Annotated in this window: 18 protein-coding genes and 1 riboswitch; of the genes, 6 read left to right on the top strand and 12 right to left on the bottom strand. The window is 69.5% G+C overall.

Annotation, left to right across the window (positions count from 1 at the left end):
• Window positions 1-5: 5 nt before the first annotated feature.
• The gene (ygfZ, locus tag FCN18_RS00205; protein ID WP_112265354.1) at window positions 6-1,127 is read right to left on the bottom strand and encodes a CAF17-like 4Fe-4S cluster assembly/insertion protein YgfZ; all 1,122 of its coding nucleotides are present in this window, start codon (window positions 1,125-1,127) and stop codon (window positions 6-8) included.
• Window positions 1,128-1,158: 31 nt separating this feature from the next.
• Here ygfZ and FCN18_RS00200 point away from each other — a divergent pair, with 31 nt between their 5' ends.
• Window positions 1,159-2,007, top strand: a complete 849-nt coding sequence (locus tag FCN18_RS00200) for an aminodeoxychorismate lyase (RefSeq protein ID WP_112265352.1) — start codon at window positions 1,159-1,161, stop codon at window positions 2,005-2,007.
• A gap of 131 nt (window positions 2,008-2,138) precedes the next feature.
• On the opposite strand, the gene FCN18_RS00195 is transcribed toward FCN18_RS00200, so the two are convergent.
• From FCN18_RS00195 to FCN18_RS00170, 6 genes are all read right to left on the bottom strand, one after another.
• The gene (locus FCN18_RS00195) at window positions 2,139-2,753 is read right to left on the bottom strand and encodes an FABP family protein (protein ID WP_112265350.1); all 615 of its coding nucleotides are present in this window, start codon (window positions 2,751-2,753) and stop codon (window positions 2,139-2,141) included.
• Window positions 2,754-2,981: 228 nt separating this feature from the next.
• Window positions 2,982-3,287 (bottom strand): DUF1416 domain-containing protein, encoded by a 306-nt coding sequence (locus FCN18_RS00190; protein WP_137092728.1) that lies wholly within the window; start codon window positions 3,285-3,287, stop codon window positions 2,982-2,984.
• Window positions 3,287-4,123 (bottom strand): sulfurtransferase, encoded by an 837-nt coding sequence (locus tag FCN18_RS00185; RefSeq protein ID WP_112265348.1) that lies wholly within the window; start codon window positions 4,121-4,123, stop codon window positions 3,287-3,289. Before FCN18_RS00185 ends, FCN18_RS00190 begins: the two co-directional genes overlap by 1 nt.
• Before the next feature lie 46 nt (window positions 4,124-4,169).
• Complete coding sequence (locus tag FCN18_RS00180) at window positions 4,170-4,607, bottom strand: DUF4395 domain-containing protein (protein WP_137092727.1); 438 nt, start codon at window positions 4,605-4,607, stop codon at window positions 4,170-4,172.
• 141 nt (window positions 4,608-4,748) lie between these two features.
• On the bottom strand, window positions 4,749-5,213 hold the full coding sequence (locus tag FCN18_RS00175) for a TlpA family protein disulfide reductase (RefSeq protein ID WP_228713527.1): 465 nt from the start codon (window positions 5,211-5,213) through the stop codon (window positions 4,749-4,751).
• Between the two features lie 10 nt (window positions 5,214-5,223).
• Window positions 5,224-6,111, bottom strand: a complete 888-nt coding sequence (locus FCN18_RS00170) for an LmeA family phospholipid-binding protein (RefSeq protein WP_137092726.1) — start codon at window positions 6,109-6,111, stop codon at window positions 5,224-5,226.
• Between the two features lie 192 nt (window positions 6,112-6,303).
• On the opposite strand from FCN18_RS00170, the gene FCN18_RS00165 reads away from it, so the two are divergent.
• The 5 genes from FCN18_RS00165 (at window position 6,304) to FCN18_RS00145 (ending at window position 11,068) form a co-directional block, all read left to right on the top strand.
• Complete coding sequence (locus tag FCN18_RS00165; protein ID WP_137092725.1) at window positions 6,304-7,056, top strand: winged helix-turn-helix transcriptional regulator; 753 nt, start codon at window positions 6,304-6,306, stop codon at window positions 7,054-7,056.
• A gap of 14 nt (window positions 7,057-7,070) precedes the next feature.
• Window positions 7,071-7,979, top strand: coding sequence for a mycothiol synthase (gene mshD, locus FCN18_RS00160; protein WP_137092724.1), 909 nt, complete (start codon window positions 7,071-7,073; stop codon window positions 7,977-7,979).
• A riboswitch (cobalamin riboswitch) is annotated at window positions 7,977-8,160 on the top strand. It overlaps the preceding gene by 3 nt.
• A 57-nt stretch (window positions 8,161-8,217) precedes the next feature.
• Window positions 8,218-9,234: an ABC transporter substrate-binding protein gene (locus FCN18_RS00155; protein ID WP_228713525.1), complete on the top strand. Its 1,017-nt coding sequence runs from the start codon at window positions 8,218-8,220 to the stop codon at window positions 9,232-9,234.
• Window positions 9,231-10,265 (top strand): FecCD family ABC transporter permease, encoded by a 1,035-nt coding sequence (locus FCN18_RS00150; RefSeq protein ID WP_170200486.1) that lies wholly within the window; start codon window positions 9,231-9,233, stop codon window positions 10,263-10,265. Before FCN18_RS00155 ends, FCN18_RS00150 begins: the two co-directional genes overlap by 4 nt.
• Window positions 10,262-11,068: an ABC transporter ATP-binding protein gene (locus FCN18_RS00145; RefSeq protein ID WP_112265339.1), complete on the top strand. Its 807-nt coding sequence runs from the start codon at window positions 10,262-10,264 to the stop codon at window positions 11,066-11,068. Before FCN18_RS00150 ends, FCN18_RS00145 begins: the two co-directional genes overlap by 4 nt.
• Before the next feature lie 110 nt (window positions 11,069-11,178).
• Here FCN18_RS00145 and pstB read toward each other — a convergent pair whose 3' ends face one another.
• The 5 genes from pstB to phoU form a co-directional block, all read right to left on the bottom strand.
• A complete protein-coding gene (gene pstB, locus FCN18_RS00140) occupies window positions 11,179-11,958 on the bottom strand; it encodes a phosphate ABC transporter ATP-binding protein PstB (protein ID WP_110334002.1) in 780 nt (259 codons plus the stop codon).
• Window positions 11,959-11,984: 26 nt separating this feature from the next.
• The gene (pstA, locus tag FCN18_RS00135; protein WP_112265337.1) at window positions 11,985-13,073 is read right to left on the bottom strand and encodes a phosphate ABC transporter permease PstA; all 1,089 of its coding nucleotides are present in this window, start codon (window positions 13,071-13,073) and stop codon (window positions 11,985-11,987) included.
• The gene (gene pstC, locus FCN18_RS00130; RefSeq protein ID WP_228713523.1) at window positions 13,073-13,981 is read right to left on the bottom strand and encodes a phosphate ABC transporter permease subunit PstC; all 909 of its coding nucleotides are present in this window, start codon (window positions 13,979-13,981) and stop codon (window positions 13,073-13,075) included. Before pstC ends, pstA begins: the two co-directional genes overlap by 1 nt.
• Before the next feature lie 122 nt (window positions 13,982-14,103).
• Window positions 14,104-15,207, bottom strand: coding sequence for a phosphate ABC transporter substrate-binding protein PstS (pstS, locus tag FCN18_RS00125; protein ID WP_112265333.1), 1,104 nt, complete (start codon window positions 15,205-15,207; stop codon window positions 14,104-14,106).
• Window positions 15,208-15,456: 249 nt separating this feature from the next.
• The gene (gene phoU, locus FCN18_RS00120) at window positions 15,457-16,119 is read right to left on the bottom strand and encodes a phosphate signaling complex protein PhoU (protein WP_112265331.1); all 663 of its coding nucleotides are present in this window, start codon (window positions 16,117-16,119) and stop codon (window positions 15,457-15,459) included.
• Window positions 16,120-16,206 lie beyond the last annotated feature (87 nt).

Raw genomic sequence — 16,206 nt, 5'->3', positions numbered from 1 at the left:
TCATCTCATCCCCGGAACTGTTGTACCGCCTCCCGCCCCGGCGCCGCACCCTCCGCGGGGACCGAGTCGGGGTCGATGGCGGCCTGCACGGCACGGTCCTCCGCGCCTGCCATGAGTTCCGCTTCTGCCGAGGTCGACCGCTTGACCAGCGCGAGCGCGATCGGGCCGAGCTCGTGGTGCTGCGCGACGGTGCCGAGGCGGCCGACCTGGCGTTCGCCGAGCAGCACGGGATCACCCGTTTCGGGATAGATCTCCGGTGATCCGTCGAGGTGCAGGAGCACCAGGTTCCTCGGCGGCCTGCCGACGTTGTGCACCTTGGACACCGTCTCCTGGCCCCGGTAGCAGCCCTTCGCGACGTGGGCCGCCGAGCCGATCCAGTTCACCTCGTGCGGGATGGTGCGCTCGTCGGTGTCGACGCCGAGGCGCGGGCGCAGCGACTCCACGCGCAGGGCTTCGAAGGCCCAGCTGCCCGCTGGCCGGGCGCCCGCGTCGGTCAGCCGCTCCCACCACGTCGCCAGCTCGGCCCGCGGCACCAGCAGGTCCACGGCGTGCCTGCCCGGCCACGGCATCCGCCGCGCGAGCCCGCCACCCGGCAGCGGCGCAACGGCGTAGGGCTGCCGGCCGAGTTCGACGTCGAGGACGCTGGGGATGTCGGGCCCCAGCAGGGTGAGCACGGCCAGGTCGCCGGTCGCGTCCTGGATGTCCACCTTGGACCAGAACTTCATCGCCTCGAGGTAGCCCAGCAGGGTCTGCTTGCCCCCCTTCGGCAGCGCGCTCGTGGCCTGCGCGCCGGGGTCGGTGTCGAGGTACACGGTGTCGCCGGTGTAGCCGAGCACCATGTGGGCGTCGACGCGGCCCTGACTGTCCAGCACGAGCGCCTCGGTGCCGGTGTCGGCGGGCAGCCCGGAGACGTGCTGCGAGATCACGAGGTGCAGCCATGACAGCCGCTCCTCGCCCGCCACCGTGATGACCTCTCGATGGGACCGGTCGACGACGGCCACGCCACGGACGGCGGTGCGTTGCTCGGCGAACGGATCCCCCCAGTGCCAGGGCACCCCGGCATCGGGGTGACCTTCGGGTGCCCCGACCGCGCCGGGCCGGGAGAGCAGCGGTGACTGGTAGGCCATACGACCGATCGTAGGTGAGTACGGTGAGGACATGCGCGTGCTCGCTTTCCTCGACGGCACTCTCGCCGACCCCGACCAGGCCCACCTCCGCGTCGACGACCTCGGCGTGTTGAGGGGCGACGGCATCTTCGAGACGATCCTCGTCACCGACGGCAAACCCCGCGAGCTGGGTCCGCACCTCGACAGGCTCGCGCGGTCCGCGGCGATGATGGACCTGCCCGAACCGGACCGCGCGGCGTGGGAGCGCGTCGTCCAGCTGGTTATCGACAACTGGTCAGGGTCCTCGGAGATCGCGCTCAAGCTGGTGCTCACGCGCGGCATCGAGGGTGACCCCTCGTCGACGCCGACGGCGTTCGCGCTGGGCATGGAGATCGACGAGAAGGTCAAGAGGGCGCGGGCCGAGGGCATCGCCGCGATCACGCTCGACCGCGGGATCGGCACCGACGTCGCCGAGCGTGCCCCGTGGCTGCTGCTCGGCGCCAAGTCGCTGTCGTACGCGATCAACATGGCCGCCGTGCGCGAGGCGGCCAGGCGCGGCGCCGCCGACGTGATCTTCACGGCGACCGACGGCTCGGTGCTGGAGGGGCCGACGTCCACGGTGATCGTTGCGCGTGGCCGCACCCTCTACACGCCGCCGCCCACGATCGGCATCCTGCCGGGCACGACGCAGGGCGACGTCTTCCGTGCGGCGGAGCGGGCTGGCTGGACGACGAAGGTGGAGCCGCTGCGGGTGGCGGAGCTGGCCTCGGCCGACGGGGTCTTCCTCGCGTCGTCGGTCCGGAAGCTCACGCGCGTGCACACCCTGGACGGCGAGGCGCTGCCCGACTCCACGGAGGTGCACGCCGAACTGGCGAGGACCTACGAGGCCCAGTACGCCTGACCCGTCTGCAGTGAAGGCCACCCTCACTGCGTTGAATCAACACAGCGGCGCGCAGCGTCTCCGTTTGGGCGGTGGGGGGAGACGGGTGGGCGCAGGCATGGTGGCCTTCACTGCAAGCGGGGGCAGAGGGGTCAGCCGACGACGCGGTGCAGCAGGGCCGAGGCGTGGGGCGTCATCGGCTGGCCGACCATGGCGCGCTCCTCGACGTAGCCGAGATCGCCGCCGGCCACGATGCCGTAGAGGCGCTGCGCCGCGGTGACCTCCTTTGCCGTCGACGTGCGCACGACGGCGTCGGTGGCCAGCTGCCAGGCGGACTGGCTCTTGGGCTTGCCGTAGAAGAGTTCCGTGATGCCGCTGGAGTGGGCCAGCAGCAGCTCGATGGTGTCGTCCTCCTGGGGACGCCACCAGCCGGTCTCGCGGGCCGCGGGGCGGATCACGTTGCCGTCCTCGTCCAGCAGCCACGAGCGGGCCTCGTGGTACAGGAACGGGCGACCGTCGTGGGCGATGGTGAGCTGCTGCGCGAAGCGGAACGGGCCGTCGATCGTCGGGTAGTTGATCTCGCCTTCGCCCCGCCACACGCCGACGAGCGGCAGCAACGCGAGGCAGGCGTCGTTGAGGTTCGGCCCCTCGCGCAGGTTGGCCGTGTCGCCGGGAATCGGCAGGTCGTCGAGCTGGGGGATGTTGCGTTTGGCCGTCGACTCAGCGCGCTCGGCCGCGATCCTGATGGCGTCGTCGCCGCTGGACATCAGGCTTCGCGGTGGTCCGAGTACAGCCGGTAGACGACGTACCCGCCGAACCAGGTCGACGCGACGATGGCCAGCACGAGCAGCGTCGTAAACAGAATCTCCACGAGCCGAAGGATAACCCGCCGAACCCCTCCAGGCGCCGCTTGGGACCCCAGATGCAGTGAAGGCCACCATCACTGCGTTGAACGCAGGCATGGTGGCCTTCACTGCGGTTGGGGAACAGTGGGATCAGGCGACGGCGATGGCTACCTGGTGGACGCCGGGGCCTTCCGCGCTCACGGAGGCCTCGCCGTTGCCGGTGCGGTGCAGGGCACGCACGGTCCAGCTGCCCGGCGCGGCGTAGAACCGGAAGTCACCCTCCGGCGACGCCTGCACCTCGCCCGCGAACTCGCCGTCGGCGTTGAGCAGCCGCACGTAGGCGCCGCCGAGCGGACCTTCGCCGCCCGTCACCTTGCCCGCCACGACCACCTGGCCGTTCGTGTCCTCGTCAGCCGCGACAGCGGTCTGCTGAGGCGCGCCGCATCCGTCCGTCATCACTTCGCTCCCGTCTCGATCGGCACGCCGACCAGCGAGCCGTACTCCGTCCACGATCCGTCGTAGTTCTTCACGTCCTCGAGCCCGATGAGCTCGTGCAGCGCGAACCACGTGTGGCTGGACCGCTCACCGATGCGGCAGTACGCGATGGTCGGCTTCGAGGTGTCGAGGCCGGCCTCCTTGTACAGCTCGGCGAGCTCCTCGGCCGACTTGAAGGTGCCGTCCTCGTTGGCCGCCTTGGACCACGGGACGTTCACCGCGCTCGGGATGTGCCCGGCACGCTGCGCGGACTCCTGCGGCAGGTGGGCGGGCGCGAGCAGCTTGCCGGAGAACTCGTCCGGGGAGCGCACGTCCACCAGGTTCTTGGTGTTGATGGCGTCGACCACCTCGTCGCGGAAGGCCCGCAGTTTGGCGTCCTGCTCCTTGGCGGTGTAGCTCGTGCGCTCGCGCTTGGTCTCCTCGGTGGTCAGCTCGCGGCCGTCGAGCTCCCACTTCTTGCGGCCGCCGTCGAGCAGCTTGACCTTGTCGTGGCCGTAGAGCTTGAAGTACCAGTACGCGTACGCGGCGAACCAGTTGTTGTTGCCGCCGTAGAGGATCACCAGGTCGTCGTTGCCGATGCCCTTCGCCGACAGCAGGGCCTCGAAGCCGGCCTTGTCGACGAAGTCGCGCCGGACCGGGTCCTGCAGGTCGTTCTTCCAGTCGATCTTCACGGCGCCGCGGATGTGCCCGCCGTCGTAGGCGGTGGTGTCCTCGTCGACCTCGGCGAACACGACGCCGGGCGTGTCCAGATTCTCCTCTGCCCACTGGGTAGTGACCAGGACGTCTTCACGGCTCATGGGAGCGGCACTCACTTTCTTGTACTCGTGGTTGGCGAAGGATTACTCAGGACGTTTGTTCGGTACGGGGGGTGAACCGCCGGACGAGCAGGTACATCTCGCAGCCGAGGCAGAAGTCGAACGCCGCGTTGAGGAACGCGGCGAACAGCGCGAAGGCCGTCGCGACGATGCCGAGCGCGGTCACCCCACTGGCGTACCCGATGGTGCCCACCAGCGCGAACACGAAGCCGACGGCCTGAGCGAACCGCAGCGGGGCCGCGTCCTCCCGCTCGCTCGTCGGCTTCAGCCGCGGCGCCACCAGCACGCGGTAGAGCACCGAGTACGGCGCGAGCCGCAGCCCGGCGAACGCGCCGATGGCGAACACCACGGTCTGGGCCGCGAGCAGCGGCCACCAGCCCGTGACCAGGACGACGGCAAGTACGACCGTCGTCACGACGGCGGCGAACCGGGGGCCTCGGGGGTCTACTGCGGGGCCTGCGGACATGTCACCTCCTGTGCACAGCTGGATCGTCGAACCGGACCGAACCGCTCGACGAACACAGGCTGCTGCGGACGCGGCACAGATCGACCGTGCGGCGTTGCGTCAGGAGGTGGGTAGGCAGCCTGTCCACGGCGCTCACAGTACCTACCCTCCCTGTGAGTGGGAACCGCGTTCAACCCGTGGGACGAGGTGCGGCTCGAGCGCCGTCAGCAGCTCCTGCGCCTTCGGCACGCCGCTGACCCGCAGCAACTCCCGGCCCGACGACGTCAGCGCCAGCGTGGTGGGCGTCCGCAGCACGCCGAGGTCCCGCGCGACGTGCGGCCGGTCGGTGACGTCCAGGTCGACGTGCGTGAGCCCCTCGGTGCGTTTCGCCAAGTGGGACAGAACGGCTCGCGTGTGCCTGCACGGGGCGCAGAACGTGGTGGAGATCTGCACCAGCGTCACGGCCGTCCCCGGGGCGAGCGCCTCCACGACCGGCTCCGGCAGGCCACTGGGCGCCTCGGGAGTGGTGGTGCGGATGCGCCCGTTGCGGCGGTGGAGCAGCACACCGACGACCAGCCCGGCCACGAGTGTGCCGGCCAGTACCCACAGCCCCGTCGAGCCCGTCACGTCCCAGTCCTCACTGTCCCGAGGACACCCCCGCGAACGTCACGTTCCTCGCCTCGCCGCTGATGGTGAGCGAGCCTGGATCGACTCTGATCGCCGTCGGCGTCACCGTGAACGGCAGGTCACCCGCGTTGATGTCCGCCTCGAAGTTCGGCAGCAGCGCCTGCTGCACCTCCTGCGGAACGACGGTGGTCTCCCGGTCATTCCCGAACTGGAGCCGGTGTGGCGTGATCCGGATCGTGGTGCCGTCGAGCTCGATCATGGCGAACGCGAAGATCTCCACCTCCTCGCCCGCGATCTGGACCTTGCCGGAGAGCCGCACGCCTGCGGTGGAGTCGTCCTCGTCCTCCTGCTGGGATTCGGTGGCGCCGTCGTCGCCGGAGCCGCCCGAGCCGCTCTGGGAGTCGTCGTTGCCCTCGCCGTTGCGGACGTAGGACTCGGTGGACGGGTCGATCCGCAGGTCCTGGATGTTGTTCAGCGGCGAGACCTGCGCGATGTCGCTGGCCTTGAGTGTGATCTGTCCCTCGAGGTCACCGATGTTGATGTTGTCGGTTTGGCCGGAGGTCAGGTCCGACAGCGGTGCCGTCACGTTGCGCAGCTCGGCCCGGATCGCGAGGTCACGCAGCACGTCGCCAGCCGGCACGCCCTGCGCCGAGACCGTGATGTGGTCGTACTCGCCGGAAATCGCCTGCGTGGTGAACGGGAACCCGTGGATGGTCACCGAGGGGTCCTCGGTGAGGCCCAGCTGCTCGCGGGCCTTCTGCGACACGGTGTGCTCGGCGAACGCGGCGACGCCGAAGTCGGCGGCCACGAGCAGTCCTGCCAGTACGACGAGCACCACGACGAGCCGTTTCGCCCTCCGGCCTCCGCGTTTCCGGGACGGCTGGGCTCGCTCGGTCACAGCACTGCTCACAATCTGTTCCGATCTGTTGTTACACCTGGGTTTCGCACCGTGTTACACGGGCGTTTCGGGCCTGCGACCTCGTGTGATGCCGATTTCACGAGTAGCGACACCGTAGTTATCACCCGCTATTCTCATCGAAGACCTGCCCGAGTGGTTCTCGAGGCGATCAAACATTATGAGGCGGTGGCGATGAGCCTGGATCTTCTTGTACTCACTGCGGAATCCGATGCCACCTCGGTGCTGCCCGCTCTCGATCTTCTCCCGCACACCGTACGCGTCCGCCCTCCCGAGGTCACCGCGCTCCTGGACGCCGGACACCGCGACGTGATCCTGCTCGACGCGCGCAGCGACCTGGCGTCGGCGAAGAGCCTGTGCCGCTTGCTCAAGGGCGCCGGTGACGAGGACGCCGTGACCCCGGTGATCGCTGTGGTCGGCGAGGGCGGCCTCGTCGCGCTGAGCGCGGAGTGGCGCACCGACGACATCCTCCTGCCGACGGCGGGCCCGGCCGAGGTGGACGCCCGGCTGCGGCTGGCCACCACCAAGGACGGCGCCACCACGCAGGTCGACGCCGAGCTGCGGGTCGGCGATCTCGTGATCGACGAGGCGACCTACACCGCGCGTCTGCGCAAGCGCACGCTGGAGCTCACCTACAAGGAGTTCGAGCTGCTCAAGTACCTCGCCCAGCACGCGGGCCGGGTGTTCACCCGCGCCCAGCTGCTGCAGGAGGTGTGGGGTTACGACTTCTTCGGCGGCACCCGCACTGTCGACGTGCACGTCCGGCGGCTTCGCGCGAAGCTCGGCCCCGAGCACGAGCAGATGATCGGCACCGTCCGCAACGTCGGCTACAAGTTCGAGCGGCCCGCCAAGGGCACTGGCCCGGTGAAGGGCGGCATCCCGGTGGTGCCGGAGTCCTTCGAGGTGACGGAGTTCTCCAACCGCTGAAGTAGCGTGGACCCATGCAGAACGTGGCCTGGGTGAACGAACTGGACAGCGCGCGTACCGCTGCGGTGCGCGCGCTGTTGCTTGCGGCGCGGGAATCGGACGGACGCCCCGAGATCGAGCCGGAAGGGCCGCTGCCAGGCGACTTCACCGGAGGCCGCTACCTGCTGGCCCACGACGGCGACGAGCTCGTGGGCGTGGTGCACCTGAACACGGCGGGCGACGCCTTCGGCAGGCTCGTCGCCGAGCTGGTGGTCCACCCCGCGTACCGCGGCAGGGGCCACGGTGCCGCGCTCGTGCGCGAACTCGCCGCCGAGGTACCGGAGAAGCTGCGCGTGTGGGCGCACGGCGACCACCCCGCCGCCGCCAGGCTCGCCGAGCGCTTCGGCTTCGAACGAGCCCGTGAGCTGCTGGTCATGCACGTGAACGTCGAGGGAGCCGACTGGCCGGAGCCCAAGCCCGCCGAGGGCGTCTCGCTGCGCACGTTCGTGCCGGGGCGGGACGAGGAGGCGATGGTCGCGGTCAACGCGCGCGCCTTCGACTGGCACCCCGAGCAGGGCACGTTCAGCGTCGAGGACCTGCGGGCCGCCGAGAACGAGAGCTGGTTCGACCCGGAGGGCTTCTTCCTTGCCGAGAACGCCGACGGTCAGGTCGTCGGCTTCCACTGGACCAAGGTGCACCCCGCCAACCCCGAGCGGTTTGGGGGGCAGCCCGTCGGCGAGGTGTACGTCGTCGGTGTCGACCCCGGAGCGCAGGGCGGCGGGCTCGGCAAGGCGCTCACCCTCGCGGGCTTGCGCTACCTGCGCGAACGCGGCCTCGGCCAGGTGATCCTCTACGTCGAGGGTGACAACGCGCCCGCCATCGCGGTGTACGAGCGGCTCGGTTTCGTGCGTCACGAGGTGGACGTCCAGTACGCGCGTACGTGATACGTTTTCGCGGCCAGTCGTACTCACGAACCACGTGAGTCAGGAAATCCGGTGCGAATCCGGAACTGACGCGCAGCGGTGAGGGCGACGGGCGGGACACGTTGCCACTGGACCAGGTCCGGGAAGGCGTTCCGTCCGGCTGACCCCGAGTCCGAAGACCTGCTGGCACCCGGCTTTCGGCCGGGAGTCGCTGTCCGCTCGGGCTCCGCGCATGGGCCCTCGACGCAAGGGAACGTCGGTGCCGCGTACCTCCCGCTTCCTCACCCTGTCCCTCTGCCTGGTGCTGGCCGGATGTGGCGGCACCGCCGCCACGCAGGACCGGGAGGCTGCGCCCGGCTACCCGCGCACGGTCGACAACTGTGGTGTGCGGACGGTCGTGGACGAACCGCCCGAGCGCGTCGTCTCGCTGAACCAGGGCACCACCGAGATCCTGCTGTCGCTGGGGCTGGCCGACCGTCTGGTGGGCACCGCGACCTGGACCGACCCGTTGCCGGCCGACCTCGTCGAGGCCAACGAGGGTGTGCCGAGGCTGGCCGACAACATGCCGTCCTTCGAGGCCGTGCTGGCGGCCGAGCCCGACTTCGTCACCGCGTCTTTCGTCTCAACGCTCGGCACCGGCGGCGTCGCCACGCGGGAGCAGTTCGCCGAGCTCGGGGTGCCCAGCTACCTGTCGCCGTCCGACTGCCTCAAGGACAACAGCGGCGCCGGCGACGGCCGCCGCGACCAGCCGCTGACGATGGAGACGATCTATGCCGAGGTCCGCGACCTCGCGAAGCTGTTCGCCGTCGAGGAGCGTGGCGAGCGGCTCGTCGCGAACCTGCGGGACCGCATCGAACGTGCCACGAACGGGCTCGACGCCTCGGGCGTGACCCTGCTCTACTGGTTCGCCAACTCCGAGGCGCCGTACCTGGCCGGCTGCTGCGGCGCACCCGGCGTCATCACCCAGGCCGTCGGCGCGGAGAACGTCTTCGCCGACACCCACGAAGAGTGGCCGCAGATCAACTGGGAGACGGTGGCCGAGCGCGACCCCGGCGTGTTGGTGATCGGCGACCTCACGCGCAGGTCGCAGACCGCGGAGACCGCCGCGAAGAAGATCGAGTTCCTGGAGTCCCATCCGGTGACCCGCAACCTCACCGCGGTGCGCGAGAAGCGCTACGTCCTGCTCAGCGGACAGGCGATGAACCCCACGATCCGCACGGTGGCCGGGATCGAGGAGCTCGCGGCCAAGCTGCGTGAGTTCGGGCTCACCGGGTGAGCGTCGAGCCGCTGACCCGGCGCTCGCGGCTGCCGCTGGTGCTGCTCGGCGGAGCCGCCGCACTGGTGGCCTCGATCGCGGTCGCGATCACCATCGGGCCCGCGAACATCCGGGTCGGTGACGTCTGGGCATCGGTCGGCGCGCGGCTCGGCTTCGGTGAGTCGGGACTGTCGGTGATCCGTGACGGCATCGTGTGGAACCTGCGGCTGCCAAGGACGCTGCTGGCCGCCGTGTGCGGCGCGGGGCTCGCCGTCTGCGGTGCGATCATGCAGTCGCTGCTGCGCAACCCGCTGGCGGACCCGTTCGTGCTCGGGGTGTCCTCCGGGGCTTCGACCGGCGCGGTGCTGGTGGTGGTGCTCGGCGCGGGCGGCGGTGTGCTGTCGCTGTCGGGCGGGGCGTTCCTCGGCGCGGTGGTCTCGTTCGCGTTCGTGCTGTTGCTGAGCCACACGCTCGGCGGCACCACCGACCGCGTGGTGCTCTCCGGCGTCGCCGTGATGCAGCTCTTCTCGGCGCTGACGTCGTTCGTCGTGCTCACCTCGGCCGACGCGGAGACCACGCGCGGGGTGCTGTTCTGGCTGCTCGGCTCGCTGAGCAACGCGGGCTGGGCCGAGGTGGGCACGTGCCTCGCGGTGCTCGTCGCGACGCTGCTGGTGTGCGGCGGGTACGCCCGCTCGCTGGACGCCTTCGCGTTCGGGGAGGACGCCGCGGCCACTCTCGGCGTCGCCGTGGCGCGCACGCGGCTGATCCTGCTGTGCGCGACGGCACTGCTCACGGCCGTGCTGGTCAGCTCGGCCGGGGCGATCGGCTTCGTCGGGCTCGTGTTGCCGCACGCGGCCCGCGCCCTGGCCGGGCCGAGCCACGCGCGGCTGCTGCCGGTGACCGCGCTGGCCGGTGCCGTGTTCCTGGTGTGGGTCGACACCCTCGCCAGGACGGTGCTCGACCCGCAGGAGGTACCCGTCGGCGTGGTGACCGCGCTGATCGGAGTGCCCGCCTTCGTGCTGATCCTCTACCGCGCGCGAGGTGCCCGATGACCGTTCGCGACGGCCTGAGCGCCGACCGGGTCTCCCGCACGCTCGGCGGCAGGCTCGTGCTCGACGGCGTGAGCCTCGCACCCGAAGCCGGGGCCACGGTGGGCCTGCTCGGGCCCAACGGCTCGGGCAAGTCGACGTTGCTGCGCCTGCTCGCGGGCGTGCTCGCGCCGACGGCGGGCGTGGTGACGCTGGACGGCGACCCGCTCGACGACGTCGGCCGCCGCGCGCTGGCCCGCCGCATCGCCGTGGTGGAGCAGCACACCGACACGCAGGTGCCGCTGACCGTGCTCGACGTGGTCCGTCTCGGCCGGATCCCGCACCGGAAGACGTGGCTACCCGCCTCGGCCGAGGACGACGAGGCCGTGCGCGACGCGCTCGAGCACGCGGGGCTCACCGACAAGGTCGACAGGCGGTGGCAGACGCTGTCCGGCGGCGAACGCCAGCGCGTGCAGATCGCCCGCGCGCTCGCCCAGCGGCCCCGGGAGCTGCTGCTCGACGAGCCGACCAACCACCTCGACATCCAGCACCAGTTCGACCTGCTGAACCTGCTGGTCGGACTGCCCGTCACCACCGTGGTGGCGCTGCACGACCTGAACCTGGCCGCGATGTACTGCGACCAGCTCGTGGTGCTCGACCAGGGCAGGGTGGTGGCGGGAGGAAGCCCGGAGGACGTGCTCACCGAGGAGCTCATCGAACGGGTCTACGGCGTGCGGGCCGCGGTCACAAAGGAACCAGAGGGGCACCCGCACGTCCGGTTCGTGCGCGCCCCGGCGGCTTCCCGCCCCGGCGCCACCGTGCAGTGAAGGCCACCTTCACTGCGCCCACCCGTCTCCCGCCACCACCCAAACGGAGACGCTGCGCGCCGCTGCGTTTGATTCCACGCAGGGAAGGTGGCCTTCACTGCAGTCGGCTGCTAACCGAAGCGGCCTGAGATGTAGTCCTCGGTGGCCTTCTTGCTCGGTGTGGAGAAGATCTTGGTGGTCTCGTCGATCTCCACCAGCTCACCGGGCTTGCCCACGCCCTGCAGGTTGAAGAACCCGGTCATGTCGCTGACGCGGGCGGCCTGCTGCATGTTGTGGGTGACGATGACGATCGTGTACTTCTCCTTCAGCTCCAGCATCAGGTCCTCGATGGCCTGCGTGGAGATCGGGTCGAGCGCCGAGCACGGCTCGTCCATCAGCAGCACGTCCGGCTGCACGGCGATGGCCCTGGCGATGCAGAGCCGCTGCTGCTGCCCACCGGAGAGGCCCGAACCGGGCTTGCCGAGCCGGTCCTTGACCTCTTCCCAGAGGTTGGCCGACCGCAGCGCGCGCTCCACGACGTCGTCCATCTCGGACCTGCGCATGCGCTTGTTGTTGAGCTTCAGGCCGGCCGCCACGTTGTCGTAGATCGACATGGTGGGGAACGGGTTGGGCCGCTGGAACACCATCCCGATCTGCCTGCGGACGTTGACCGGGTCAACGCCGGGACCGTAGAGGTCGTCGTCGTCCATGAAGATCTTGCCGTCGACCCTGGCGTTGGGCACGAGCTCGTGCATCCGGTTCAGGGTGCGCAGGAACGTCGACTTGCCGCAGCCGGAAGGCCCGATCAACGCGGTGACCGACCGTGGCTGGATCGTCATCGACACGCCCTGCACGGCGAGGAACTTGTCGTAGTAGATGTCGAGGTCCTTGACCTCGATGCGCTTTGCCACAGTGCTTTCCTATCCAGGTGTCCCGCTCACCCGCGGGTCTTCGGAGCGAACAGTCGGGAGATGAGCCGGGCGATGAGGTTGAGCACCATCACGATGATGATGAGCGTCAACGCCGCCGCCCACGCACGGTCCAGGGAGAACTGAGGCGGAACACCCGGGTTCACGTACTCGTAGTACGAGAATACCGACAGCGTCGCCATCCGGCCGTCGAACGGATTGAAGTTGTCGCTCGACGTGATGCCGACCGTGATCAGCAACGGGGCCGTCTCCCCGATGACACGGGCGATCGCGAGCGTCACGCCCGTGGCGATACCGGCCAGTGCCGTGGGAAGCACGACCTTCGTGATCGTGCGCCACTTCGGCACGGCCAGTGCGTAGGACGCCTCTCTCAGCTCGTTGGGCACGAGCTTGAGCATCTCCTCGGTGGAACGGACCACCACGGGGATCATCAGCACGCTCAGCGCGACCGCGCCCATGATGCCCATGCGGACGCCCGGCCCGAAGATCAGCGCGAACAGCGCGTACGCGAACAGGCCGGCGACGATCGAGGGGATGCCCGTCATGACGTCGACGAAGAACGTGATCGCCTTCGCGAGCCTGCCCCTGCCGTACTCGACCAGGTAGATCGCGCTCAGCATGCCGACCGGCACGGAGATCAGGGTGGCGAGCGCCGTGATGATCAGCGTGCCCATGATGGCGTGGTAGGCACCACCGCCCTCGCCCACCACTCCGCGCATCGAGTACGAGAAGAACTCGGTGTCGAACCGGGCGAGACCGTGGGACAGCACCGTGAACACGACCGAGATCAGTGGCAGCAGTGCGAGCAGGAAAGCGCAGGTCACCACGGCGGTGACGAACCGGTCGGTCGCCTTGCGTGAGCCCTCGACGGCGCGGGACCAAACGTAGATCAGCAGGGTGTAGACCAACGCGCCGAGCACCGCGCACGCGGCGGCGCTCCAGTCGGCGAACTGCCAGAGGCCAAGGGCGGCGAGGGCCACGACGAGCAGGGTCAGTGGCGCGGCGCCCCTCGGCAGCTGGCCCGCGGTGAGTGGAACACCCGACAGCGGGGTGTAGAGGTCGGATTCGGGGCGCTGCGAAGTCGTCGGAGTCGGCATCAGTTGGCTCCCGAGAATTCCTTGCGGCGGTTGATCACCGCGCGAGCCGCCATGTTGACCGCCAGCGTGATCGCGAAGAGCACCAGACCGGACGCGATCAGGGTGTTCACCGCGACGCCCGACGACTCGGGGAACTGGAGCGCGATGTTCGCGGCGATCGTCGACGGGTTGGCGCTGCTGATCAGGTTGAACGTGACCCCACCGGAGACCGACAGCACGATGGCCACGGCCATCGTCTCCCCGAGCGCGCGGCCGAGGCCCAGCATCGAGGCGCCGACGATGCTCGACCGGCCGAACGGCAATGCCGCCATGCGGATCATCTCCCAGCGGGTGGCGCCGAGCGCCAGCGAGGCCTCCTCGTGCAGGCGCGGCGTCTGCCGGAACGCCTCGCGCACGACCGCTGTGATGATCGGCAGGATCATCACGGCGAGCACGATGATCGCGACGAGCATCGTGCGGCCGGTGGCCGAAGGCGGGCCGGCGAACAGCGGGATGAACCCGAGGTTCTCGGAGAGCCAGTTGGCCGGCTCCACGGTCAGCGGCGCGAGCACGGTGAAGCCCCAGAGGCCGTAGATGATGCTGGGCACCGCGGCGAGCAGGTCGATGAGGTAGCCGAGTGCCTGCGCGATCCGGCGCGGCGAGTAGTAGGTGATGAACAGCGCGATGGCCACCGCGAGCGGGCTGGCGATGAGCAGCGCGAAGATGGCCGAGATGAGCGTGCCGAACAGCAGGGGCCAGACGTAGACCGCGACTCCCTTGCCGCCGGGGATGTCCTCGGCCGGTGCCGTCAGCGAGGGCCAGGCCTCGACGATCAGGAACGCGGCGACCCCGGCGAGGACCACGAGGATCAGTACGCCCGCCCCCGTGGAGGCGCCGGAGAAGATGCGGTCCCCAGGCCGAAGCGGCACCTTCTGTGCTTGCGGCCGGTCTGTGCTGGGGGGCACTTGGATTCCCTTCTTACCCTTCTAACGCGTGTGTCCGGGTGGTCACCCGATCAGGTGACCACCCGGACGCTAGCCGTCTATCGTGCTCAGCCGGCCGCGGAGATGGCGTCGACCGCGGGCTTGATCTGCTGACGCAGCTGGTCGGAGATCGGGGCCGAGCCGGCCGCGTCGGCCGAGGCCTTCTGGCCCTCCGCGCTGATCATGTAGTTGAAGTACGACTTCACCAGTTCGGCCTTCTCGGCGTTGTCGTAGTTGGCGCAGGCGATGCCGTACGACACGAGGACGATCGGGTAGGTACCCGCCTCCGTGGTGTCGCGGGCCAGATCGTAGGCGAAGCTGTAGTCACCGCGGCCCTCGTGCCGCTGCGAGACGTCCAGCACCGCGGCGGCAGCCTCGGGCGAGTACTCGACGAACTGGTCGCCGACACCGACCTTGGCGGTGCTCAGCTCGCTGGCCTGGCTGGCGTCGGCGTAGCCGATGGTGCCGTTGCCGTTGGAGACGGCCTGCACGACACCCGAGGTGCCCTGGGCGGCCTCGCCACCCTGCACCGGCCAGTCACCGCTGACCTCGTGCGGCCAGTCGGCGGCGGCCGTGGCCTTGAGGTACTCGACGAAGTTCTCGGTGGTGCCGGACTCGTCGGAGCGGTTCACCGGGGTGATCGCGGTGTCGGGCAGCTGGACGCCGGGGTTGTCGGCGGCGATGGCCGGGTCGTTCCACTTCGTGATCTGCTGGTTGAAGATCTTGGCGATCGTGGCCGGCTTGAGGTTCAGCTGGTCCACGCCGTCGAGCTTGAAGATCACGGCGATGGGCGAAACGTAGGTCGGGATCTCGACGACCTCACCGCAGCGCTCCTTGGCCTTGGCCAGCTCGTCCTCGTCCAGATAGGCGTCGCTGCCGCCGAAGTCGGATCCGCCGCTCACGAACTGCTCACGCCCGCCGCCGGAGCCGATCGGGTCGTAGTTGACCGTCACGTCGGGGTGCTGGCCGATGAAGCCGGCCTGCCACGCCTGCTGCGCGGCCTCCTGCGAGCTGGCGCCCGCGCCCGAGATCGTGCCCGAGAGGCCCGAGCCCTCGCCGCCGGAACCCGAGTTGTCACCCTGCTCGTTCGCGGAACCACAGGCCACCAAGCCGAAGGTGAGCGCGGCTGCCGCTGGGAGGGCGAAAACGCGGCCCAGGGTGGTACGCTTCACAGTTAACCTCTTCCGATTCTCCGCGGCAGGCAGAGGCCGCCGCTGGGGGATGCTCACGTGTCCGGACGCTATGGGCGGTACATGACACCGCAGGGCAGCGCGGGTGAACGAAACATGAATGAAACCCGACGAAGTAACGACATCACAGCGACATAACGGGGACGTGACTGTGTGTTGTCCGGTTGAGTGAGCGCCGCCATACAGAACATGTCTTGCCGGTGATCGCCGCCACCCGTTGGCCGTGTCCGGTCAGATCTCGCTGCCGGTATACCCGGGCATCCGGCCGGTGACGACGAACACGATGCGCCGGGCGACCGACACCGCGTGGTCCGCGTAACGCTCGTAGAACCTGCCGAGCAGGGTCACGTCGACCGCGGCCGCGACGCCGTGCGGCCAGTCCTTGTCCATGATCACGGTGAAGAGGTTGCGGTGGATGTCGTCCACCTCGTCGTCGTCGGCCTCGATGCTGCGAGCCGCCTCGATGTCCTTGGTGCGGATGACCTCCTCGGCCCTGCGGGCCAGCCGGACGTCGACCTCGCCCATCCGCGCGAAGGCGGACCGGACCTGCTCGGGGAGCACGGGATCCGGGTGCCGCCGCCGCGCGGCCTTCGCGACGTGCAACGCCAGGTCACCCATCCGCTCCAGGCTCTCGGCGGCGTGGAGAGCGGCGACGACGATCCGCAGGTCGGTCGCCACGGGCGCCTGCAGTGCCAGGAGGGCGTAGGCCTTCTCCTCGCAGTCGGCGCGCGCTTCGTCGACCTTGACGTCGTCGCTGATCACCTGTTCCGCCAGTTCGAGGTCGGAATCGAGAAGTGCTCGGGTCGCCCGCTCCATGGCGTCAGCGACCTGGCTCGACATGCCGGCCAGCCGATCGGCCAGGTTGTCGAGTTCTACGTGGTAAGCCTCGCGCATGCTGCAGACTCTACGACCCGGGCGGCACGCTCGCCGAATTCGGAAATGAACCGGGGGTGAACCCCGCTTAACACTTTCGGGGCGATC

The organism is Prauserella endophytica (assembly GCF_005146945.1).
Classification (GTDB): Bacteria; Actinomycetota; Actinomycetes; order Mycobacteriales; family Pseudonocardiaceae; genus Prauserella_A; species Prauserella_A endophytica.
Note: the sequence above shows the minus strand (reverse complement) of the source record. Positions and strands in the feature narration are given on the sequence as shown.